The sequence below is a fragment of the Streptomyces sp. NPDC091209 genome (genome assembly GCF_044757755.1).
Taxonomy (GTDB): Bacteria; Actinomycetota; Actinomycetes; order Streptomycetales; family Streptomycetaceae; genus Streptomyces.
Map to the genome: position 1 here is coordinate 446,576 of NZ_JBIVVR010000008.1, position 21,903 is coordinate 468,478.

Annotated in this window: 25 protein-coding genes; 16 read left to right on the top strand and 9 right to left on the bottom strand. The window is 71.8% G+C overall.

The window, feature by feature from the left end:
• Nucleotides 1–253 precede the first annotated feature (253 nt).
• Nucleotides 254–1,930 (bottom strand): trypsin-like serine peptidase, encoded by a 1,677-nt coding sequence (locus tag ACIQRL_RS25315; RefSeq protein ID WP_401335370.1) that lies wholly within the window; start codon nt 1,928–1,930, stop codon nt 254–256.
• Between ACIQRL_RS25315 and ACIQRL_RS25320 the strand changes: the two genes are divergently transcribed.
• Nucleotides 1,929–2,111 carry a hypothetical protein gene (locus ACIQRL_RS25320; RefSeq protein WP_401335373.1) on the top strand — a complete coding sequence of 61 codons (183 nt, stop codon included), beginning with the start codon at nt 1,929–1,931 and terminating at the stop codon, nt 2,109–2,111. The genes ACIQRL_RS25315 and ACIQRL_RS25320 overlap by 2 nt on opposite strands.
• Before the next feature lie 514 nt (nt 2,112–2,625).
• On the top strand, nt 2,626–3,288 hold the full coding sequence (locus ACIQRL_RS25325; protein ID WP_401335374.1) for a hypothetical protein: 663 nt from the start codon (nt 2,626–2,628) through the stop codon (nt 3,286–3,288).
• 195 nt (nt 3,289–3,483) lie between these two features.
• On the opposite strand, the gene ACIQRL_RS25330 is transcribed toward ACIQRL_RS25325, so the two are convergent.
• From ACIQRL_RS25330 to ACIQRL_RS25340, 3 genes are read right to left on the bottom strand one after another with little or no spacing between them, the layout of a single operon-like run.
• Nucleotides 3,484–4,344, bottom strand: a complete 861-nt coding sequence (locus ACIQRL_RS25330; RefSeq protein ID WP_401335376.1) for an ABC transporter permease — start codon at nt 4,342–4,344, stop codon at nt 3,484–3,486.
• The gene (locus ACIQRL_RS25335; protein WP_401335379.1) at nt 4,304–5,311 is read right to left on the bottom strand and encodes an ABC transporter ATP-binding protein; all 1,008 of its coding nucleotides are present in this window, start codon (nt 5,309–5,311) and stop codon (nt 4,304–4,306) included. Before ACIQRL_RS25335 ends, ACIQRL_RS25330 begins: the two co-directional genes overlap by 41 nt.
• Nucleotides 5,308–5,763, bottom strand: a complete 456-nt coding sequence (locus ACIQRL_RS25340; protein ID WP_401335381.1) for a MarR family winged helix-turn-helix transcriptional regulator — start codon at nt 5,761–5,763, stop codon at nt 5,308–5,310. The genes ACIQRL_RS25335 and ACIQRL_RS25340 overlap by 4 nt, the downstream gene beginning before the upstream one ends.
• A gap of 200 nt (nt 5,764–5,963) precedes the next feature.
• On the opposite strand from ACIQRL_RS25340, the gene ACIQRL_RS25345 reads away from it, so the two are divergent.
• Nucleotides 5,964–6,332 (top strand): STAS domain-containing protein, encoded by a 369-nt coding sequence (locus ACIQRL_RS25345; RefSeq protein WP_401335383.1) that lies wholly within the window; start codon nt 5,964–5,966, stop codon nt 6,330–6,332.
• Between the two features lie 147 nt (nt 6,333–6,479).
• Here ACIQRL_RS25345 and ACIQRL_RS25350 read toward each other — a convergent pair whose 3' ends face one another.
• On the bottom strand, nt 6,480–6,911 hold the full coding sequence (locus ACIQRL_RS25350) for a MarR family winged helix-turn-helix transcriptional regulator (RefSeq protein WP_401335386.1): 432 nt from the start codon (nt 6,909–6,911) through the stop codon (nt 6,480–6,482).
• 212 nt (nt 6,912–7,123) lie between these two features.
• On the opposite strand from ACIQRL_RS25350, the gene ACIQRL_RS25355 reads away from it, so the two are divergent.
• From ACIQRL_RS25355 to ACIQRL_RS25380, 6 genes are all read left to right on the top strand, one after another.
• Nucleotides 7,124–8,377, top strand: a complete 1,254-nt coding sequence (locus ACIQRL_RS25355) for a PP2C family protein-serine/threonine phosphatase (RefSeq protein ID WP_401335388.1) — start codon at nt 7,124–7,126, stop codon at nt 8,375–8,377.
• 111 nt (nt 8,378–8,488) lie between these two features.
• Nucleotides 8,489–9,388: an STAS domain-containing protein gene (locus ACIQRL_RS25360; RefSeq protein ID WP_401335391.1), complete on the top strand. Its 900-nt coding sequence runs from the start codon at nt 8,489–8,491 to the stop codon at nt 9,386–9,388.
• Nucleotides 9,385–9,804, top strand: coding sequence for an STAS domain-containing protein (locus tag ACIQRL_RS25365; RefSeq protein WP_401335392.1), 420 nt, complete (start codon nt 9,385–9,387; stop codon nt 9,802–9,804). The genes ACIQRL_RS25360 and ACIQRL_RS25365 overlap by 4 nt, the downstream gene beginning before the upstream one ends.
• A gap of 47 nt (nt 9,805–9,851) precedes the next feature.
• The gene (locus ACIQRL_RS25370) at nt 9,852–10,247 is read left to right on the top strand and encodes an anti-sigma regulatory factor (RefSeq protein ID WP_401335540.1); all 396 of its coding nucleotides are present in this window, start codon (nt 9,852–9,854) and stop codon (nt 10,245–10,247) included.
• Complete coding sequence (locus ACIQRL_RS25375) at nt 10,244–11,317, top strand: SpoIIE family protein phosphatase (protein WP_401335394.1); 1,074 nt, start codon at nt 10,244–10,246, stop codon at nt 11,315–11,317. The genes ACIQRL_RS25370 and ACIQRL_RS25375 overlap by 4 nt, the downstream gene beginning before the upstream one ends.
• A complete protein-coding gene (locus ACIQRL_RS25380; RefSeq protein ID WP_401335397.1) occupies nt 11,314–13,113 on the top strand; it encodes a PP2C family protein-serine/threonine phosphatase in 1,800 nt (599 codons plus the stop codon). Before ACIQRL_RS25375 ends, ACIQRL_RS25380 begins: the two co-directional genes overlap by 4 nt.
• A gap of 84 nt (nt 13,114–13,197) precedes the next feature.
• On the opposite strand, the gene ACIQRL_RS25385 is transcribed toward ACIQRL_RS25380, so the two are convergent.
• Entirely contained in the window at nt 13,198–13,608 is a 411-nt protein-coding gene (locus ACIQRL_RS25385) for an ATP-binding protein (protein WP_401335400.1), read from the bottom strand.
• A 219-nt stretch (nt 13,609–13,827) separates the two neighbouring features.
• Nucleotides 13,828–14,532, bottom strand: a complete 705-nt coding sequence (locus ACIQRL_RS25390; protein ID WP_401335403.1) for a GAF and ANTAR domain-containing protein — start codon at nt 14,530–14,532, stop codon at nt 13,828–13,830.
• Between the two features lie 262 nt (nt 14,533–14,794).
• Here ACIQRL_RS25390 and ACIQRL_RS25395 point away from each other — a divergent pair, with 262 nt between their 5' ends.
• From ACIQRL_RS25395 to ACIQRL_RS25425, 7 genes are all read left to right on the top strand, one after another.
• Nucleotides 14,795–15,061, top strand: a complete 267-nt coding sequence (locus ACIQRL_RS25395; protein WP_401335406.1) for a WhiB family transcriptional regulator — start codon at nt 14,795–14,797, stop codon at nt 15,059–15,061.
• A gap of 113 nt (nt 15,062–15,174) precedes the next feature.
• On the top strand, nt 15,175–15,609 hold the full coding sequence (locus ACIQRL_RS25400) for an ATP-binding protein (RefSeq protein ID WP_401335408.1): 435 nt from the start codon (nt 15,175–15,177) through the stop codon (nt 15,607–15,609).
• Nucleotides 15,610–15,754: 145 nt separating this feature from the next.
• Nucleotides 15,755–16,066 carry a hypothetical protein gene (locus tag ACIQRL_RS25405; RefSeq protein ID WP_401335411.1) on the top strand — a complete coding sequence of 104 codons (312 nt, stop codon included), beginning with the start codon at nt 15,755–15,757 and terminating at the stop codon, nt 16,064–16,066.
• Between the two features lie 158 nt (nt 16,067–16,224).
• Nucleotides 16,225–16,569, top strand: a complete 345-nt coding sequence (locus tag ACIQRL_RS25410; RefSeq protein ID WP_401335413.1) for a hypothetical protein — start codon at nt 16,225–16,227, stop codon at nt 16,567–16,569.
• Between the two features lie 355 nt (nt 16,570–16,924).
• A complete protein-coding gene (locus ACIQRL_RS25415) occupies nt 16,925–17,305 on the top strand; it encodes a DoxX family protein (protein WP_401335416.1) in 381 nt (126 codons plus the stop codon).
• A complete protein-coding gene (locus ACIQRL_RS25420; RefSeq protein WP_401335419.1) occupies nt 17,302–17,769 on the top strand; it encodes a peroxiredoxin in 468 nt (155 codons plus the stop codon). Before ACIQRL_RS25415 ends, ACIQRL_RS25420 begins: the two co-directional genes overlap by 4 nt.
• A 313-nt stretch (nt 17,770–18,082) precedes the next feature.
• On the top strand, nt 18,083–19,030 hold the full coding sequence (locus tag ACIQRL_RS25425) for a TauD/TfdA dioxygenase family protein (protein ID WP_401335422.1): 948 nt from the start codon (nt 18,083–18,085) through the stop codon (nt 19,028–19,030).
• 31 nt (nt 19,031–19,061) lie between these two features.
• Here ACIQRL_RS25425 and ACIQRL_RS25430 read toward each other — a convergent pair whose 3' ends face one another.
• Together ACIQRL_RS25430 and ACIQRL_RS25435 are read right to left on the bottom strand one after the other, a co-directional pair.
• Nucleotides 19,062–20,528 (bottom strand): FAD-binding protein, encoded by a 1,467-nt coding sequence (locus tag ACIQRL_RS25430; RefSeq protein ID WP_401335424.1) that lies wholly within the window; start codon nt 20,526–20,528, stop codon nt 19,062–19,064.
• A 176-nt stretch (nt 20,529–20,704) separates the two neighbouring features.
• Nucleotides 20,705–21,901: an SPFH domain-containing protein gene (locus ACIQRL_RS25435; RefSeq protein ID WP_401335427.1), complete on the bottom strand. Its 1,197-nt coding sequence runs from the start codon at nt 21,899–21,901 to the stop codon at nt 20,705–20,707.
• Nucleotides 21,902–21,903 lie beyond the last annotated feature (2 nt).

The window sequence follows — 21,903 nt, forward strand, 5'->3', positions numbered from 1 at the left end:
ACATGGATGTTCACTCCATCGACGTTAAGCCTGACCGCCCGGCCTCACCAATCGATCAACGGGTCCGGCCCGGGCCCCGCTCTCACCGGGCCGGCCGGCCGAGCGGCGAGGAGGCGGACAGGATGCCGAGGCCGCACGAAGCCCCGGGTCTGTGGGCCCGGGGCTTCGCCGTGCTTCTGCCACCGGCGCGATCCAGCGAAGCCTTGGTCGGCGCGGAGGTCGTCCCGCGCCCGGCTGCGTGGTGCGGGTGGGCTCAGGAGGTCGGGGCGACGAGCGTGTGTTCGGTTCCCAGCTGGTCGGCGAGGGTATCGGTGTACATGGTGGTCTCGCCGTCGGACCAGCGGATGACGAGATCGTCGGCACGGCCGTTGCCGGTGAAGTCGCCGGTCGTCATGGCCGCGTCGTGCTTCCAGAGCCCGCTGGGGTCCAGGATGCGATGCTCGCCGCCGAGGCCCGAGGTCGACGTACCGACATAGTTGTCGAGCTCGCCGTCGGTCCAGCGCACCATGAGGTCCCATTTCTGGTTGCCGGAGAACTCACCGGCCGTCAGGAGTGTGGCGTCCCGCCAGGTGTCGTTCTTCGGCTTCAGCTGGTGCTCCTGCCCGAAGGTGCCGGCGCTGACGTTCGTGTAGAGGGTCAGCTCACCGTCGACCCACCGCACGATGAGGTCGGCGACGTACTTCGAGGCGGCGAAGCGGCCCGCGGCGATCTGAGTCGCGTTCTTCCAGAGGTCGTTGGGTTTGATCATCTGGGTGCCGGCCCGGTTCAGTCCCTTGGAGCCGACGTCGCCGTACAGTGTCACCTCGCCGTCGACCCAGCGGACCAGCAGGTCGAACTGGTGGGACCCGGTGAAGTCGCCCGCCGTGATGGTCTTGGCGTTCTTCCACGTGGAGTTCTTGGACAGCAGCTGCCGCTCGGGGTCGTAGCCACCGTGTCCGTTGCCGGGGTAGAGCGTGACCTCACCGTCGGACCAGACCACGATCATGTCGCTGTGGCCGGTCCGGCGGAAGTCGCCCGAGGCCATCAGGCCGGCGTTCTGCCAGGTGGTCGCCGCGCCGGGCAGCCAGGGATCTCCGGACGGCCGGTACGGCGGCTTGTCGTCATCCACGTTCCGATGCGCGGCGGCGTCGGCGAACAGGTCCTGGGCGTCCTTGCCGTAGATCGGTGCATAGGTCACCCAGTCGTCGTTGGCGTCGTTGCCACCGCCGTTGTATCCGCCGGTGTTGCCGATCACCTTGCCGGTGCCGTTGGTGCTGTTGTAGTCCTCGATCCACGGGCCGCCGGAAACACCACCGTAGAAGCCGGTGCAGGTCATGCGCATCTGCCGGAATCCTGGCAGTCGAGAGGTGCTGACGGGGCAGCGGACCGGCACGTGGTCGGGGTTGACACCGGCGTCGCCGGGATAGCCGATGACGGTGACCTTGTGCTTGAAGCCGCCGGCCGGGGTGAAGGTCAAAGCCCCCGTGACGTCCTCCACCTTGCCCCGCGTGTTGGGGCCGACCTGCGCGAAGGCCAGGTCCAAGTCGGAGGTCGGCTTCTTGGTGTTCGCGTCGTAGCGCGGGTCTATGTACAGGCGGGACACCGGGTAGACGCCGAACGGCTGCCCGACGGCGGACCTGCCTGAGCGGTACCGCGGAACGAAGACGCGGTGGGTGGCCCTCTCCAGGCCGCGGCCGCAGTGTCCGGCGGTCAGGACGATGTCCTTGGCGGCCGTGTGGACGACGCTGCCGGTGCAGTACGTCTTCGGGCCGCCGAGCGGCTTGCCGTCGAAGAAGAACGTGCCCACCATCGGGTGGCCGAGGAAGTGCTCCGGAGTGGGGGTGCCCGACGGCGGCGGCCGGTGCGCGGCGGCGGCGCCGGCCGTGCTGCCGGGCTTCGCTACGGCCGAAGAGGGGGTCGACGGGGAGTCGACCGGGACCGCGTCGTCCATGCGGTCCGCCGTCCAGTACCTCTCTTCCTCGCTCAGACTCGGCCCGTCCGAGGGGGGTGGAGCGGAGGTTGGCTCGGCGGACCGCGTCGAGGACGCCGAGGGCGCGGCGGAACCGGTCGACTCGAAGACCCCCGCGACCGTCGACGGCGTCGAGGGTGCCGACGACTTCGGGGGGACCTGAGGCCTGGCGCTGGGAGCGGCCGGTGACGCGGACGCCGTCGGTGGGGCGGAGGGCGCCGGTGCCGGATGGCCCGTCGCGGCCGATGCCGTCCCGGCGCCAAGAACGCCGACGCCCAGTCCTAGCGCCAGCGCTGGAATCCATCTGTGTCTGGAACGCAACAAGGTGCCTTTCCGTCTTGTAGGGAGTCGTACGGTGAACAAGCCCCGAACTCCCCTTTGCCGTACACGAGTTCTATAGCACTACACTATCGAACAATAACCGACATATCGTCAAATAGGAGATGGGCGAGGCGATGGACCGACTCCGCAAGACCGCGTGGGCGGCACTCCCTCTCCTGCTCCCCTTCCTGGCAGCCGGGCCGGCCTCGGCCTCGCCGCCCGGACCCTCGCTCCCGTTCGGAAGTGTCCGCTCGGTGCATCCCGGCGACCCACTGACGGTCAACACCGCGGCCAGCGATGCCACTTACCTCGCAACGATCAACTCCCCTGCGTTCGTTGCGGCAGGGAAACTGCGCATGATGCATCCGGTGCTGACCACCACCGTCACCATCGCCTGCGACGCGCGGCCCGGCACCTACCCGGTGACGCGGCGCGGCGCCGGAGACGTGGGCCCGGACGAGCATCCGTTCCGATGGGCACAGGTGCGCGTGGAACCCGCTGACGAGGCTGCACGCCGCGCCTGCCGGAACAAGGCCAGGAATCTGCCTCCGCCCAGGCTGGAGGAGCGCTGGGCTCCGGACAGAACGTGGCCCCAGTCGGAATGGGACGTGCGGACCTTCCTGGCCGGCAGCCGCATAACGATCACGGACAACGACGACGAGGGATCGGACGGAGACATCACCCTCACCTCCCGGGCCTTCACCGACCGCCCCGTCCTGCGCGGCGCCAAAGCCGTCCTGACCGCCACCACCACTCTGACCTGCGACTCCGCACCCGGCATCTACGTCGTCTACCGGCACGACGTCGACCGGGCCGGCCCCGACAAACCATGGGCGCGTCTGCGGATCGCCCCCGCCGCACACGGAAAAGCCTGCGCTGCTCAGCAAGCCGCAAAGCAGTCAGCCGGGACATCCCGTACCGGCACGGTGGCCTGGGCCGCGGGTGGCGTACTCCTCGTCGTCGCAGCGGGCGCCGCACTGCTCCTGTGGGCGAACTCCCGCCGCACACGCTCCGCCTGAGCGCGCCTCGCCGCTCGTCGGCCGGCTTGGATCGCTACTGCGTTGACGCGATCGGGCGGCCCGCGCACCCGCACCGACCCTCAAGCTCACTGGCGGCACCAGTTGGGAGAACATCCCGGGCGGGGGATGCGCCTCTCCTGGCCGTCCGACAACCTCAAGCAACGCCCCTCCGGGGCCGGATCCCGGGCCCCGCTCTCACCGGGCCAGCCGGCCCAGCAGCGAGGAGGCGGACACGATGCCGAGGGCCGCGGCCACCACCAGGACGCCGTAGTCGAGGGCCAGGTGCGCGGGTGTGCCGAGCAGCAGGCCGCGCAGGGCGTCGACTTGGTAGCTGAGCGGGTTGACCAGACTGACGGCCTTCAGCCAGCCGGGCATGATGGCCACCGGATAGAGGGCGTTGGAGCCGAAGAACAGCGGCATGGTGATGGCCTGGCCGATGCCCATCAGCCGGTCCCGGGTGAGCACGATGCCCGCGATCGTCATCGACAGGCAGGAGAAGAACGCCGAACCGAGCACGACGGCAACGGCCACTCCCAGGAGCCGCAGCGGGTTCCAGGTCATCGCCACCCCGAGCAGCGCGGCGATCACGACGACCACCACGGCCTGGATCAGTGCCTTCACCCCGGCAGCGAACGCCTTGCCGGTGATGAGCGCGGAGCGGGGTGTGGGGGTGACGAGGAGCTTGGTGAGGATTCCGGCGTCCCGTTCCCAGATGATCATGATGCCGTAGAAGATGGCGATGAACATCGCGGACTGGGCGATGATGCCGGGCGCCAGATAGTCGAGGTAGGGAATGCCGCCGGTGGGGATCGCGTGGATCCGGGTGAATGTCTCGCCGAAGATCAGCAGCCACAGGGCCGGCTGGATCGCCCGCGTGTAGAGCTCGGTTCGGTCGTGGCGGAGTTTCTGGAGTTCGACCGCGCACATCGCGGCGACCCGGGCGGGCAGCACGCGCCAGCCCGTCCGGGCCCTGGGCGGGATCACGAGCAGGTCGAGGTCTCCGGGACGGATGCGCTCAGCCGACACGGGAAGCGGTACGGCGGGTGCTTCGGACATCGCTGAAGTCTCCTGAATGGTCGTCGAGTCCACTGCCGGCGACGTCACGGAAGACGTCCTCCAGCGTGGGCAGTTCACCCTCGCCCGTGGTTCCGCGCCGCTCACCGAGGCCCGTCCTGAGCTGCCGCGGTGTGCCCAGCGCGCGGACGCGCCCGCGGTGCATCAGCGCGACCCGGTCGCAGTACTGGTCGGCCTCGTCCATGTAGTGGGTCGTCACGAGCACGGTCATGCCGGTGGCGGCCCGTACGGCGTTGATGTGCTCCCACACACTGGTGCGGGCGATCGGGTCGAGGCCGATGGTCGGCTCGTCCAGGATCAGCAGCCGGGGCGCGCTGACCAGCGCCTGGGCGAGTTCCAGGCGGCGGACCATGCCCCCGGAGTACGTCTTGGCGAGCCGGTCGGCCGCGTCGGTGAGGTCGACCGCGGCGAGGGCCTGGGCGACCCGGGCCGCACGCTCACGGCGGGGCACGTCGAAGACGCGGGCGAAGAGGGTCACGTTCTCCCGGCCGGTGAGTCCGGAGTCCGCGGACAGTTGCTGCGGTACGTAGCCCAACAGACGCCGTACGGACATGCGTTCACGGGTGGTGTCGTGCCCGAAGACGCGGACCTTCCCGGCCGGGACCGGCAGCAGCGTGGTGATGCACCGGAGCGCCGTGGTCTTGCCCGCGCCGTTGGGCCCGAGCAGTCCGAACACCTCGCCGTCGTGGACGGCGAGGTCGAGACCGTCGACGGCGGTGGTCTCACCGAAGGCGTAGACGAGTCCGGCACACGACACGGCGTCCGTGGCGGCGGGCTCGCCCGACGGACCCTCGCCGCCCGGAGCGGCCCGATCGACCGACGGACCCTCGCCGTCCGATGTGGCTGGGACCGCCTCCACCGCGGCGGTGCCCGCGGTCGTCCCGTCGCCGTCGGCTGCCGGGCTCCCCCGCCGTGCGGGGTCCGTCCGCTCGCTCTCGTACCGTGTCATGACTCCTCGCCCTCCTCGTGCAGGTTCGCCGCCAGCTTGCGCAGGGCGGGTAGGGCGGCCCTCAGCGCGGCGCGGTCGGCGTCGTCGAGACGTGCCACCTGGCTCCGTACGAGCACCGCGCGCCGTTCCCGCCAGTCGCGCAGCCTGGCATCGGCCGCCGGTGTGGACACCAGGCGCGCGGCGCGCCGGTCCGCCGGATCCGTCTCCCGGACCAGATAGCCGTCCCGGGCGAGTTGGTTGACCAGCGTCGAGACGGAATTGCCCGCCAGGTAGAGCTCTTTGGCGGCCTCCGACACACCGATGCCGGGCCGGTCGACGACCAGCCGCAGCAGGTCGACCTCGGCACCGCGCAGCCGCGGTCCGCTCGTGCCGACGCGCAGCCGCCGTCTGATCAGCCGCTGCAGTCCGGCCAAGGCGTCCGCCAGGGCCTCGGGGAAACTCTCCGACTCCACGTATCGAAGATATCTCTGTATCAGAGGTAATACGGGAAAGGGACGGTCAAGAGGTCGCCAGCACCGGGCGGGGCCGTCGTCGCGGGCGAGGGAGGGAGCGCGAGGTGTGCACCTCGATTCGGTGGGTAACCGGTCACCTGCTCGCCGGCGTCCTCAGCGCCGGATGGAACCCGACAAGTCAGGACCCCTTGGAGGTAACCGTGTCGGCCGAACCAGCTCCTGTGTCCATCGACGTGACGTTGTGCGGCGAGGGCATCGCCCTGGTCACCGTCGCGGGGGAACTGGACGTCGAGACGGCCCCCGAACTGCGCGACCGGCTCGCCGACCAGATACGCGGCGGCCGGCGGCATCTGCTGCTGGACCTGTCCGCGGTCCCCTTCATGGACTCGTCCGGCCTCAACGCGCTCCTCAAGGCGCACGACGCGACCGGACGCGCCGGAGGCAGCGTGTGCCTGGTGTCCCCGGCGCCGGTCGTGCGGCGGATTCTGGACCTGACCGGCGTCAGCCTCACGATCGCGTCGCTGGACGACGTGGACGCCGCACTGGCCCACATCGGCGAGGAGGCCTGAGGTGGCGCGGGGCGCGAGGGCGTACGCCCCTGGGCGACGGCCGCTCCGGGGGAACCCTCGGCGGACGGACCGGTGCCGGGCGGACCAGTGCCGGGCGGACCACCGCCAGGCGGATCACCGACGGCCGGTTCCGGGCGGACGCGCCGGTCAGGCCGGGCGGGCGTCCACCGTGGCGCCCTCGCGCACCTGTGCCGCCGCGGCGGCACAGAAGGCGGCCAGCCCCTCCGCGAGTGCCGTCCGCTCGCTCGGCCGCATCTGCGCGAGGACCCCCTCCACGGCCCGCTCACGACGTGCGCGCAGTTCCGTGAGGAAGGTCCGGCCCCGCGCGCTCAGGAAGAGCCGCAGCTCCCGGCGGCTGACGGCGCTCGGTGTCCGCTCGATGAACCCCACGGCCTGCAGCCGGTCGCAGAGCCTGCTGGTCGAAGGAGGCGTCGAGCCCAACGCCTCGGCCAGTGTCCTCAGGTTGATGCCCTCGTCGTGTTCCAGGACGAACAGCACCCGGAGCTGGGATGTGGAGACGGGAGCCGTCGAGGCACGCCCCCAGAGGATCTCCAGCAGCTCGGCGGCCTCAGCGGTCACGTGAGCCACCTCACCGGGCTGCGGACGCGGGCCGGAGGAAGTCACCGTCTAACTCTCCCAGTCTTCCAGAGCACTGTCAGCCTGTCGGCGCGCCGACAGGAACGAAGCGATAGATACCGGCGCCCCGCGTCAGGCACCGGCTCCACCGGAGCACGGACCCGCCGGGCGTGGACCCGGAATCGTACTAGTCGAAGAATGGCGTATCCGACATCGTGAACAGATTCCTGGCCGCGGAGCGGGCGTTGCGCACCGCGGCCCCCCACCGGTTGCCGGACGCGGTCCGTGACGTGCTGTGCGGTCACTACGCGGCCGGCCGCGTCGAACTCCTCATGGCCGACTACGGGCTCACCGTGCTCCAGCCCGTGTCGGTCCTTCCGCACACCCTGGAGCCCGTCGCCGTGCACGGCAGCCCCGAGGGCCGGGCCTTCGGGGCGCAGGAACCCTTCGTCGAGGAACGCTCCGGCGACGATGTACGAGCACACCTCCCCGTGACGGTGCGCGGCGACCGGCTCGGTGTCCTGTCCGTCACCCTGCCGTCCTCGGCGTGCGACGTGGAGACGCTCGCCGAGCTCGCCGACATCGCGGAGGTCCTCGGCCACGAGGTGCTCGTGGCCGAGCGCGACACCGACCTCTATCTCCGGGCGCGCCGCAAGGACCGGCTGACGCTGGCCGCCGAGATGCAGTGGCATCTGCTGCCCGGCCGCTCCTGCGCACGGCCCGAGTACGAACTCGGCGCCCAACTGGAGCCCGCCTACGCGATCTTCGGCGACACCTTCGACTGGTCGGCCGGCGCCGACCGGCTGCTGCTGTACGTCACCAACGGGATGGGCGAGGGCATCGAGGCCTCGCTGCTGACCAACCTGGGAATCAACGCCCTGCGCAACGCGCGGCGCGCGGGCATCTCGCTGGAGGACCAGGCGGCTCTCGCCGACCAGGCGATCCACGCCCACTACCGCGGCGACGCCCATCTGTCCGTGCTCCTGCTCGACTTCGAGCTGTCCACGGGGCGGACGCGGGTGATCGACGCGGGGTCGCCCCGGATGCTGCGACTGCGGGGCCGGACCGTCGAACGCGTCGATTTCGAGGCCCAGTTGCCCCTCGGCATGTTCGAGGAGACCGACTACTTCGTTCAGGAGTTCCAAGCGGAGCCCGGTGACCGGATGCTCTTCGTCAGCGACGGAGTCCACGCCGTCGCCGGGCCCGGCGGGGAGACGTACGGACAGCGGGCTCTCGCCAGGGCGATCACCTCCACCCGGCTGCTGCCCGCGACGGACGTGCCCCGCGCCGTGCTCAGGGATCTCACCGGTCACCGGGGCGGGCCGGGGCCGGAGGACGACGCCCTCGTGGTGTGTCTCGACTGGCACGGGCCACCGACCGGGCGACGGCTCGCCGACCACGACCGGCCCCGGGCGACGCGTGAGCCCCGGCCGGCCGGGCCGGCACCCCGCGCGATCCGCGTGACATGAGCGGCCGTCGTGCCAGCTCGGACCATGATTACAGTTGTCGTACGACAAGTGATCGCGCCGGACGGCGGATCCCTGATGTCGGCACGGCGCACGGACCTAGGAGAAGAACACGTGGCGGATCACCAGGCAGCGGTACAGCAGGAGTCGTCGGCCCAGGAGGTCGGTGACTTCCTGCGTCGGCGGCGCGAGCAGATCGCCCAGCGCTGGGCCGACGAGGCGCTGTTCCGCACCGTCTTCACCGTCTCCCGGGACGAGGCCGTGGAGGCCGGCCGGGCCGTCGTGGAGGCACTGGCGGCGGTCGCGGCCGCCGGCCGGGTCGAGGATCTCGGTGCCGCCGGGTTCGCCACCGTCCGCGACCAGCTGGGGCGGATGGCCGCCTCCCGCGCGCGGACGGGTGCCACCTCCGCCCGGATCGCCGACGAGGTGGCGGCTCTGCGCCCCGCGGCCTCCGAGCTGCTGAGCGCCGACCTCGCCGACCGGCCCCGCGAACTCGCCGAGGCGTGCGCGGTCACGCTCACCGCGCTGCTGGGAACGCTCCGTCTGGTCGTCCTGGAGACGGCGCTCAGTGCCGGACAGGAACTCATCGACCGGCAGCGCCTCCAACTGCTGGAGGTGGCCACGCCCGTGATCAAGCTGTGGACCGGTGTCGTCGCCGTCCCGCTGATCGGCACCCTCGACAGCGCGCGCAGCCAAGTGGTGATGGAGAGCCTGCTCGACGCCGTCGTCGCCCAGCAGGCCCGGTTCGCCATCCTGGACATCACCGGGGTGCCGACCGTCGACTCCCTGGTGGCCCAGCACCTGATGAAGACCGTGGCCGCGGCGCGTCTGATGGGAGCGGAGTGCATCGTCTCGGGCATCCGGCCCGCCATCGCGCAGACCATCGTCCACCTCGGCATCGACCTCGGTACGGTGGTGACGCGGGCCAGCCTCGCCGACGCCCTCGCGTACGCCCTGCACCGGCAGGGCATCGCCGTCGTCGCCCAGGACCACTCCGGCCTGAGCGCGCGGTGAGCGCCCCGATCCCCGGCTCATCGGGCACCCAGGTGCCCGTGCTGAAGCTCGGCACCGTCCTCCTGGTCACGCTGCAGGGCGACCTGTACGACGAGGCGGCCGAGCAGTTGCAGCGGAACATCGGCGAGGCCATCGCGGCCAGCTCCGTCACCGGTGTGGTCATCGACATCTCCGGGGTGGAGATCGTCGACTCCTTCCTGGGACGCGTGTTCGCCGAGGTCGCGGCGCACGCGAAGCTGCTCGCCGCGCAGACGGTGGTCGCGGGCATGCGCCCCGCCGTCGCCATCACCCTGGTCGAACTGGGCCTCACGCTGCCCGGGTTGCGCACCGCGCTCGACGCCGAGGAGGCCATGCGACTGCTCTCCCCGGCGACGACGCCACTTCACCACAGTCCAGTACGCCAGGAGAGCCCGTGACGGACACTTCCGGCCGTGTCACCGCCTGCCTGCCGATCCGCACCGACATGGATCTCGCGTGGGTGCGCCAGCATGTGCGCCAGGCGGCGGCCCAGCTCGGTTTCGGACTCGTGGACCAGACCAAGCTGGTGACCGCGGCCAGCGAACTCGCCCGCAACACCCTGGTGCACGGCGGCGGAGGCCAGGTCGAGTCCACCGTCCTGGAGTCGGGGGCCGCCCGGGGGCTGCGCCTGACCTTCTCCGACCAGGGGCCCGGCATCCCCGACATCGACCGGGCCCTCGGCGACGGCTACACCTCCGGCGGCGGTCTGGGCCTCGGGCTGGGCGGAGCCCGGCGCCTGGTGCACGAGTTCTCCATCGACAGCCGTCCGGGCGAGGGCACGGCCGTGACCGTGATCTGCTGGACCGCGGCTCCCCCGCGTCCCCGCGAGGAGAGCCGATGACACGCGTCTGGGACGTACCCGTCCACGATTCCACCCGGGTCCGGGACGTCCGGGTGGCGGCCGAGGACGCGGCCGCCCACACCGGGCTCGGCCGCGACCGTACGGCCGTCGCCGCGCTCGTCGCCACCGAGCTGGCGACGAACCTGCTCAAGCACGGGGGCGGCGGACAGATACTGATCGACACCGTGGACGCGGACCTCGCCGACCCCGGCACCGGACGCGGCCCGGCCGTCCAGATAGCGGCGATCGACCACGGCCCCGGCATCGCCGACCTCACGACCGCGTTGCGCGACGGGTTCTCGACCACGTCCTCGCTCGGCGCGGGGCTCGGCACCTGCCGCCGTATCGCCGACCACTTCGAGGTGCACACCGTGCCGGGCCAGGGCACCATCGCGCTCGCGCGGGTCCACGCGGCCCGCAGGGACCGGCCCGGACACCGCTTCCCCGCCACGGGCGCCCCGGTGCGTGCGGGAGGCATCAACATCCCCCTCGCCGCCGCCGCGTACTCGGGCGACGCCTGGGCCTGTGTCCGCTCGGGCGAGCGGATCACGCTGCTGCTCGCCGACGGTCTCGGCCACGGCCCTGCCGCCGCGAAGGCCTCCGGAGCCGCCGTGGAACAACTGCACCACCTGGCGCATCTGCCGCCCGCGGAACTGCTCGGAGCGCTGCACACGGCACTGCGCGACACCCGTGGAGCCGCCGTCGCGGTGGCCCGGCTCGACCTCGCGACCGAACACCTCGACTTCGCGGGGATCGGCAACATCGGAGCCCGGCTGCGGTCCGGCGACAGCTGGCGTCCGCTGCTGTCCCACCCGGGGATCGTCGGCGCCCACCGTCCGGCGCGGCTGCCGCAGTGCCGGCTGCCGTGGACCCCGGACAGCCTGCTCGTGCTCCACAGCGACGGCCTGCCCAGCCGCTGGACTCCCCCGCCCGTCGCCCCCCTGACCTCCTGGGACCCCGCCGTCACCGCCGCCGTGATCGTGCGGGATTCCAGCAGTGCCGCCCGCCCGGTGCGGGACGACACCACCGTGGCCGTACTGACCCCCACCCCGCAGGATCACCGATCATGACCCATACCTGGCAGATCACCTCGGTCGACGACGCCGCCCGTGCCCGTATCGCCGCCGCTCGGCTCGCCGCGGCGCACGGCGTCTCCACGGTGGAGCGCACCCGGCTGGTCACCGAGCTGAGCGCTCAGCTCCGGCAGCGCCTGGTCAAGGGAGGGAGCTGGCTGCTGACCCTGCGGACGACCGCCTCCGCCGGGGCGCAGCGCCCCGGCCGGCTCACGGTCACCGTCGACGCGGAGCCGAACGGCGCCGGGGTGAACGGGACGGAGGCGAAGGGGGCGGGGGCGAACGGGGCCGGGAACAGGCCGAGTTGGCAGGCGAGCGTCGGCTTCCCGGAGCCGGGCCACGCCGACGGCACCGACGTCGAGGCCGGCGCGGCCCGGGCACCGCGCGACCGTACGCCGTTCGCCGACGCCCTGCTCAGCGCCGACGAGGACACCTCCCGGGTGCTCGACCGACTCGCCGAACAGGAGCAGTTGGTCGCCTTCCACCGGGAGGAGCTGCACCAGACCAACCAGGGGGTGCTCGCGCTGCACGCGGAACTCGACGCGGCCGGCCGGGTCCAGCGCGAGCTGTTCGGCGCCGAGCGCAAGGCCCGTACCGAGGCCGAGAGCGCCCGGCGCAGACTGACCTTCCTCGCCGACGCCAGCGCGGCCCTCACCGCCTCGCTCAACCACGAGGAGATCCTGAGCCGGCTGCCGCGGCTGCTCGTGCCGGACTACGCCCGCAGCGTCGACGTATGGCTCTTCGCCGACGACGCCAGGGCCCGCGGGCACGCCGCCCACCCGGCGGCCGCCGTCGCCGCCGCCCGCACCGGCCGCCCGCAGTACGCCGCCGACCACCCGAGCGCGCTGCCCGGCGTCGACGACCAGCCCCCCTCCGCGCTGAACCCGCGGCAGCCCCTGCTGTGCATCCCGCTGCCGAGCCGGCACACGCCCCTCGGTGTGCTGACGCTGACACCGCCGCGGGAGCGATGGAGCGCGGACGACGCCGTCATGCTCGTCGAACTCGCCCGCAGGGCCGGCATCGCGATCGACCACGCCCAGCGCTTCGAGCACAACCGGGACATCGCCGAGACCCTGCAACGCGCCCTGCTCACGGATCTCCCCACGACACCCGGGCTCAGCCTGGCCGCGCGCTACCTCCCCGCCACCCACGGTCTGAACATCGGCGGGGACTGGTACGACGCGTTCCGCCAGCCCGACGGGGGTCTGGTCGCCGTCATGGGGGACGTCACCGGCCACGGGCTGCACGCGGCCGTCATGATGAGCCAACTGCGCACCGCCCTGAGGGCGTACGCGGTCGACGGCGGCACACCCGGCCGGCTCCTGACCCGCCTGCACGTGTTCCTGCACCATCTCCAGCCCGATCTGTACGCCACCGCGGTCATCGCCCGCTTCCACCCGGACGAGAGCACCGTCACCTGGGCCGCCGCAGGGCACCCGCCACCGGTGCTGCGCACTCCGGACGGCAATGTACGCGTCCTGGACGCCAAACCCGGTGCCATGCTGGGCATCCCGCTGCACCAGGAGATCCAGGACCACACGGCGCGGCTTCCGCCGGGATCGACGCTCGCGCTGTACACGGACGGTCTGGTGGAACGCCGGGCCCAGGGCATCGACCCGGGCATCCGGCGACTGTCCGAGGCGCTGTCCGGTGAGCGCGCGGCCGATCTGGACCACGATCTGGAGGGCGCGGCGGACCGGATCCTGCATCCGATGCTCCGCGACTCGCAGCGGGACGACGACGTCTGTCTGCTGCTCTGCCACATGGGCGGGCCGCACGGCGCGGACGGCTGACTCCACCGTGGGCGGCCGACTGCGACGGAGTGAGGGGCGGCCGCCCACGGCCGGATCGCACGTGATCCTCGGTCCCCCAAGACGTCAGAAGCGCACGACGGCCCGGACCGTCTTGCCGTCCGGGCGGGACAGCACGGTCAGTTCGGAGGTCAGCCGACGCACCAGCGGCCAGCCGAATCCGCCCTGTCCGGTCAGGTCGAGCCGACGCGGACGCGGCGGCTCGGGATCGTCGTCGGAGACGGAAATGCCCACCCCGTGGCCCACATCCCGCAGATCCAGGCTGCACAGCCCGCCGCGCGCGTGGCGCACCACGTTCGTCACCAGCTCCGAGACCACGAGGGTGACGGCCTCGGCGGCCTCACGCGGTACCGGGCGGGGCAGGTCGCCCAGAAACGCCCGGACCATCCGGCGGGCGTGCACCGCCGCCTGTGGATCTCGCTCCAGCCTCGCACCAGGGACCGGACCGAAGTCGCAGGGCGGTTCGACGGTGGTCATCCCTTCACCTCCCTTGCCGTGCTTCCCGCCCGTACGCCGTACGGCGGCGCCACTCCGTGTCCGTGCGGAGTGCCGGGCAGGCTGTCCGCCCTTGTTCCCGAACCGCCGGACCCCATGTCAGAGGTCCGTCCACCTTCACACCTCGGTCACACGGGCCGGGCCGGCCGCCGGGCCCAAGGACCTCAGGGGCGGTCCGGGGTCGCTCGTGCGCGTGCCTGGTCAGGCAGGACGCTCGCCGGTCTCGCAGACCTTGCGGGCGATCTCCCGCAGTTTGATGTTGTGGTCCTGGGACGCCTTCTTCAGCACACCGAAGGCGTTCTCCTCGCTGAGGCCGTGCCGCTCCATGAGAATGCCCATCGCCTCACCGATCTCGTGGCGGGTCTCCAGGGCGTCGCCGAGCTGCGCGTGCGTACGGGCCGCGGAGAAGGCGACGGCGGCGTGCGAGGCCAGGATCCAGCCGGCTTGCTGAGCCGTCTCGTCGAACATGTTCGGACGGCGCGAGTACACGTTGAGGGCACCGAGTGCGTCCTCGTCGGTGAACAGCAGGAAGCCCATCATGCTGCCCATGCCCAGCTTCCTCAGTTCGGGGGCGAAGCGGGACCACTTCTCGTGCGGCCGGCGCAGGTCCTCGATCGCGTAGAGCTGGTGGCGCTCGGTGACCGCGTCGAAGCACGGTCCCTCCCGCAGGTCCTGCTGGATCCGGTCCGCCATGCGCACGATGTCGCTGGTGGCGGCCAGCGCGCTGACCTCACCGCGCCGAACCGTGAGAATGCCGCTCTCGTCGCACCCGTTGATCAGAACCGTCGCGTGGTCCACGATCCGGTCCAAGGTGGCCTGCACCGAGTCCTGGGCCAGCAGGTCCCGTGCCATGTCCGCCAGGGCGACGGCAAACTTCTCCCAGACCTCGCCGGACTCCTGTGTCATGGGCCACCCGCTCTTTCGTAGAAACGCAACCGGCCATCACCTGGGATTCCATCTTGCCACCCCGGTACGCCCCGCGAGCCGATCGGGTGACGCCGGCCCACCGGCCGGAGGTTTCCCGCCACCCGGAACGCTCGCACCGTGCGATCGATCCGGCATCCACGGGATCTTTGCATGCTTCGCCCGTTTCATCCGGGCGATCAAGGGTGACCCGTGGGGAACCGAACCCCGAAGAACGCGTCCACTTCGATCACAGGAGGCTCGTATGGACAACTGGCGTGATTCCGCGACGTGCCGCAGCGTCGACCCCGATCTGTTCTTCCCCATCGGCAACACAGGCCCCGCCCTGCTGCAGATCCAGGAGGCGAAGGCCGTCTGCGCGGGCTGCCCGGTCCGCGACGAGTGCCTGCGCTGGGCCCTGGACACGGGCCAGAGCGTCGGTGTCTGGGGCGGTACCAGCGAGGCCGAACGGCGGGCGCTGGCGCGTCGCCGCTCCCGCAGGCGCTCCCCCTCCCAGGACACCCCGGCGTAGGCGGAACGGCGGACGGAACCGGGCCCTCGCCCGGGGGCCGGGCACGTATCCAGGTGACCGGGTCGCGACGCGACGGAGGACGTTCCGCCGGCGAGATCCGAACGAAGGGCGCGATGGAAATCGATCCGAGCCGGGACAAGAAGCCGTCGTACGAGGAGATCGGTGCCCTCACCAGCGCGTTCGGCGGGCAGCTGCGCAACGTCACCGACGCGCGGCTGGCCGCGGACGGCTATCTGCGTGCCCTCGCGCGAACGACACCGCCCTCGGCGGCCGAGCACTGGGACGACATCCTGCTGGTGGTCACGGAACTGGCCGCGAACACGATCCAGTACGCGCCCGGTCCCTTCGAGCTGCGGATGCGTCCCACCTTCGACGGTGTGCACGTGACGCTTCGCGACACCAGCACCACCCGGCCGGCGCCACGCCGTTTCCGCCCCTCCCAGGGCGGAGGCGGCATCGGCTGGCATCTCATCCAGGCGCTCTGCGACCAGGTGAGTGTGATCGTGCGGCCGGACGGCAAGGACATCCACGCGTTCCTGCCCTGGTGACGGAACGCCGCCGCGGCCGCCGACATCCGCGGTCCGCAAGCACCCGTGCCGCAGGCGCAGATCCAGCACGCGCAGGTGTCGTCGCGTCCGCCGGGGGCACCCGGACCCGACGAGGCAGGTCCCGTCGCACGATCGAGGTGGAGCATTGCGGCCAGAACCCGAATCCGAACCGTCCGAGCGGGAGCACGCCGTGTGGGAGCGGGTGGGCCGCGCCGCCACCGGGATGAACCATCACCAGGCGAAGGCGGCCCTCGACAACGCCCGGAAGACGGCCGAGGACCGTTCAGCCACCGGCCGGCAGCCGCTCGACGCGCGGGCGGAGGTGGACGAGTGGGAACGGATCGCCGACACGCTGGCCGACCACGCCGGAGCGTACGACCCTGCCACGGATCCCTTCGTCCAGGGCCGGATCGCCGCCCGGACCCACCGCGCTCGGCGAGCGGCGCAACGCCGCTGAACACAAACCTGCCCCCAATGTCAGTGCCCTGCGCAACAATGATCATCAGCCCGAACGTCACCGCCCCGGCGATGCGTGATCCGACCCGTCCTTCGAAAGGCCGCATGCACATGACGCCGACCTCGCACCGCCGTGCCGCGAGCCCCGCCGGGAGGCCGGTGACCCTACTGCGGCCGCTTCCCCGCACCCACGCCCCGCTCAGCGCCGAGGGTGCGGAGGTCCTGCGTGTGATCACCCAGCGGCGCTTCCCGGTCCGCCTCACCGTTCACGCGAACGGCCGCCGCCGGTACGGCTATTGGCTTCCTCTGGACTCCGCCACCGGACGCGGCGGCTGCTATGTGGCCCTGCCCACCGGCGAGTGCGACGCGCTGCACGCTGCGGGCCGGATCGTGCTCGGCGACCCGCTGGTCGACCCCGCGAAGACCACGTACACGGTCCAGGCCGCGGCGCGGGCCACCGTCACGACGGCCGCGAGCGCGTCCCGGGACGCGCTGACGGCCTGACGCACCCGCCCCCTGACGGCGTGACGATCTGACGGTCTGCATCCCGGGCGCGACGAAACGGGTTGCCGCGGCGCGGTTCAGCTCCTCGCGTCGGGCGGGACAGACCAGGACGTTCGCAATTCCCCGAACTTTTCCCGGCGGCCGAGATCCCGCCCTCGCCCGGACCGGCCCCGCGCGCGGCTCGAAGGCCTCCGGTCGCACGTCGCCCGCACGTCGGCCTTCTCCCGGTACGGGCGTTCGGTCCTCCGGGCCGTCGCCCCCACGCCCCGGAACGGCACACGATCGACGCGACCCAACCGTATCAAGGGCATTTACCCTCCAGTAATATCCGCGGCAGGCCCCCGGAGGAGGAACCGTGCCACGGTCCGAACGATCGCCTTTGTTGCTCGCCGGCCTTCTGGCCACCGCGGGCGTCGCCCACTTCGCCGTTCCGCGGCAGTTCGACGCCACCATCCCGAGCGCTCTCCCGGGAGCGCCGCGGACCTGGACGTACGCGAGCGGTGTCGCCGAACTCGCTCTGGCGGCCGGAGTGGCGCTCCCCCGGACGCGCCGGGTGGCCGCACTGGCCACCGCCGCCTTCTTCGTCGGTGTCTTCCCCGCCAATGTCCAGATGGCCGTGGACTGGCGTCATCGTCCCGCGCCGCTCAAGGCGGCGGCTCTGGCGCGGCTCCCGCTCCAGGTGCCGCTCGTCCTGTGGGCCCGCGGAATCGCTCGGTCCGGAAAGGGACAGTCATGACATCTCAGCTGAACGTGGGCGACCAGGTCGAGGACTTCACGCTGCCGGACGAGACCGGGACGAACCGGAGCCTGTCCGAGCTGCTGGCCGACGGTCCCGTGGTGCTGTTCTTCTATCCCGCCGCCCTCACCAGCGGCTGCACCGCCGAGGCCTGCCACTTCCGCGATCTGGCCACCGAGTTCACGGCCGCCGGCGCGCGGCCGGTCGGGATCAGCGGTGACGCGGTCGACAAGCAGCAGGAGTTCGCCGACCGTCACACGCTCGGCTACCCGCTGCTCTCCGATGTCGACGGCACCGTGCGGGAACGGTTCGGGGTGAAGCGCGGCTTCACGCTGGCCCCCACGAAGCGGGTCACCTTCGTCATCGCGCAGGACCGCACCATCCTGGAGGTGGTCCGCAGCGAACTGCGCATGGGCGTCCACGCCGACCGCGCTCTCGCCGCCCTGGGCGAGTACCGGGGCTGAGGCGTCCGGGGCTGAGGCGTCCGGGGCGCGGTCACAGGCGGCCGCGTCGAGGTGAACAGGGCCCGCCCCCATGCGGATGGAGGGCGGGCCCCGTTCACTTCGCCCCATTCTCGACACCGGCCGCGCCCGCCAAAAGGGAGTGTGGCGTAGCAAACGCGCGAAACGGGACACACCCCGTGCGCGCGGCGCGCCTCCCGTGCGTGGCAGGCGCCCTCCCGCGCGGTGTCCGCCTGCCCGCGAGGCGGCCTGTCGGGTGCGCGGGCGGACGGTCATGCTGGACCCGACGAGCGAGAGCACGATCCACGGAGGCCCCATGACGGACCAGGTCACACGTCTCGAAGTGAAGCCGGCGGCCGGACATATCGGCGCCGAGATCACGGGAGTCGACCTGGCGGAGCCGCTGACGGACGGGGCCGTCGCCGCGATCCGGGCCGCGGTGCTGCGCTGGAAGGTGGTGTTCTTCCGCGGCCAACGGCTCGACCACGCCTCACATGTCGCCTTCGCGCGCCGGTTCGGGACACCGGTTCTCCTGCCGTCCCGGGGCAGCGCGTCGCCCGAGGACTTCCCCGAGGTCGAGACCACGGCCGACCGCCTCGAGCTGGGCGGCCGATACGGCATGGACCACGAGGAGTGGTTGCGCAGGCGCCGTCACTCGCTGCTGCGCGGCTGGCACTGCGACCACGGCGCCCGGGTCGATCCCCCGGCCGCGACGATCCTGCGCGCCGAGACCGTGCCGCCGTACGGGGGTGACACGACCTGGTCGAACCTGGCCGTGGCGTACGCGGGCCTCTCGGCGCCCGTGCGCGCCTTCGCCGACGGTCTGCGCGCCGAGCACCGGCTGGGAGTCGGGTACCAGACCCGGCCGGGCGACGACGCGTACGTCCGTCATCTGCTGGACCGTCAGATCGCCACCGATCACCCGCTGGTGCGGGTGCACCCGGAGACGGGCGAGCGGGTGCTGTTCGTCAACGGCTACTACGTCGAGCAGATTCTCCAGGTGTCCCGGCCGGAGAGCCGGGCGCTGCTCGAGATGCTGCTGGAACAGGCGACCCGGCCCGAGTACACGGTCCGGTTCCGCTGGGAACCGGGCAGCGTGGCCTTCTGGGACAACCGGGCCACCATCCATCTGGCACCGAGTGACACCACCCACACCGACCACCCCCGGGTCATGCACCGGGTGATGCTGGCCGGTGATGTCCCTCGGGGGGTGGACGGGGAGCCGTCGGTGCCGATCGTGGGCAGTGAACCCGGCCGCTGGTGAACACGGACCGTACGGCGGGAGCGGGGCGTCGTCAGAAGATGCCCTGCCCCGGGACCAGGATTCCGTGCGGGTCGTAGGTGTGCCGGGCGGTGGCCAGCCGTCGGTAGGCGGGGCCGAAGTGCTCGCGCCAGTCCGCCGCGTCGAACGGGACCGAGCCGACCGGGTAGTGGGTGCCCCCCGCCGCGTGGACGGTGTCGTACGCGGCGCGGTTGGCGGCGAGGAGACGGTCGACGGTCGCGGTGTCGTCGGGCGGGGTCGTGCGCAGGACGGCCAGCAGATAGGACACCGGGTCGTCGGGAGTGCGGAGCAGCGGGGTGTGCAGGCTCTCGCGCAGCACCGGGTACAGAAGGACGACGCCGGGGCCGAGGTCGGCGGGGGTGAGGTCCGCCAGCAGGGATTCGGCCAGCGCGGCCGCCGAACGGCCCGGCAGCAGCAGGTTGAGCCAGGGGTGGGCGAAGGCCCACAGACCCGCTTCCTTGAGCGCGGCGACTCCGGCCGCGAGCCGGTCGAGGAAGTCGTAGTAGCCGAGGTCGCTCGTCTGCACGCCCGCGGGGTCGTGCCGCAGTCCGCGCAGCAGCGTGGTGTCGTCGGGGGCCGGACCGGCGGGCGGCCCGTAGGCGACGGCTTCGAGGACGTAGGCGTTGAAGGTCCCGTCGGCGTCGGGGGTCACCTGGCCCTCGACATAGTCGAAGCGGCCCTCCTCGACGAGCAGCCGCTGGTCGTCGAGGAAGGTGCGCAGGTCGTCGTACGGAAGGAGGTAGTGGCGTACGGTCTCGGGCGCGGGGACCAGGCGCAGGGTGGCGCCGACGATGATCGCGCACTGGCCGAGGCCGGCGAGCACCGCGAGGAACAGGTCGCGGTGGCGGGTCGGGGAGCAGCGGACCAGGTGGCCCGCGCCGGTGACGACCTGGAGTTCCGTCACGTTGTCGACCTGGGCGCCCCGCTGGTGGGTCTGGCCGCCGATGCCGCCGACCGACAGGGTGCCGCCGACGGAGAGTTCGAGATAGTCGGTGAAGGTGGGCGGGGTGAGTCCGTGCGCCAGGGTGGCCCGGGCGACCTCGCTCCACTTGGCGCCCGCGCCGACGGTGACCGTCGTGCTCCCGGGGCCGACCGGACCGATGGACGCGAGCGGAGTGGTCTCGACGACCAGGCCGCCGTCGACCTGCGCCTGCCCCTGTGTGGCGTGGCCCTGACCGCGCGGTGCGACGGACACGCCGTGCTCGGCGCAGAAGCGGACCATCGCGACGATGTCGTGGACCGAGCCCGGTCGCAGCACCGCGACGGGACGCCGGTGGACGATGTGGCCGAAGTCGTCGGCGTCCGCGGTGAGCGAGGCGTCGTCGGTGTGGACGCTCCCGTCCAGCTTCGGGAGGCCGGCGAGCGGCCGGCCGGTGGCGGTGGCCGCCCAGCTCCGGGTGAAGGGATCGAACCCGACGACCGCGGCGCCTGCGGCCGCGAGGCCCTGCAGTGCGGTACGTCGCGAGGGTGTCCGGGGCATGCGCTCCTCCTGGGGCGGCCGCGTCAAACGATCAACTGGGGCAGAGTGTAAGGGACTTGAGAGACATCTGGGCCCTTTGACGCGAACGCGGGTGGCGGTGCGCCAGTGCCGTCGCAAACGGCCGCGTCCGCCGCCCCCGAAGGGACGGCGGACGCGGGTGGAACGAGGAACTCGGGTCAGCTCGCCGACGAGGAGCCCTCCGGCTCGTCGCCCTCGACACCGATGCCCTGCGCACGGCTGTACCCCTGGAGTTCGAGCGGGGCGGTCGCCTTGGCGGGACGGTTCTCGGAGTTCTGTCCGCCCAGGTTCTGGCGGACCGAGTCGAGGATGGTCAGGCCCTGCGCGACCAGACCGGCCGCTATCTCGCCGAGGCCGTCGGCGCCGTTGAGGACGTTGACGTTCGCGCCGGCGAGACCGCCCGCCGCCTCCTTGACGATGAGGGGAAGCTGGTCGATCAGCATCCGGTCGAGCGCGACCCGGTCGTGCGAGGCCGCCGCCTCGGCCTGGATCTTCATGCGCTCGGCGTCGGCGATGGCGAGCACCTTGATCCGCTCGGCCTCGGCCTCGGCCGGCCTGACGATCTCGGCGACCAGCTGCTGCTGGCGCAACTGGGCGGCGCGCTGGGCGAGTTCGGTCTGCGCGGCGAGAACTTCCTGCTGGGCGTGGGCCTGGGCGAGCGGGCCCGCCTGGGCGGCCTGCGCCTGCGCCCGGTCCACCTCCGCCGAGTACTCCGCCCTCACGATCGCGGTCTGCCGTGCGTACTCGGCCTGGTTGCGCGCCGCCACCTGCTCCGCCTCGACGGAGGCCTGCGTGGCCTGCGCCTGCGCGATCTGGGCCTGGCGCTGGATGGCGGCCTTGTGCGGCGCGGACATCGCGTCGATGTAGCCGGTGTCGCCGTCGTCGATCGACTGGATCTGGAGCGAGTCGACGATCAGGCCGATCTTCGCCATCTCCAGCTTCGAGGTGTCGAGGACCTCGGCGGCGAGCTTCTGCCGCTCGGTGACGATCTCCTCGACCGTCATCGAACCGATGATGGAACGCAGATGGCCCGCGAAGATCCGGCCCGTCAGGATCGACATCTGACCCTGGTCGGACAGGAACCGCTGCCCCGCGTTGATGATGCTCTCGGTGTCGTTGCCGACCTTGAACGCGATCACGGCACGGACGTGCAGCGAGATGCCCTGCTTGGTGACACAGGTCTCGGTGACCTCCGCCTCGCACATCGACAGGGTCAGAAAGCGGGTCTTACGGAAGACGGGCAGCACGAACTTGCCGTGCCCCGTCACCACTCGGAACGGCGCGCCCCCCAGTCCCCGCCTGCCACCCGAGATCAACATCGCCTCATCGGGAGCGGGTACGCGATAACCGAACATGC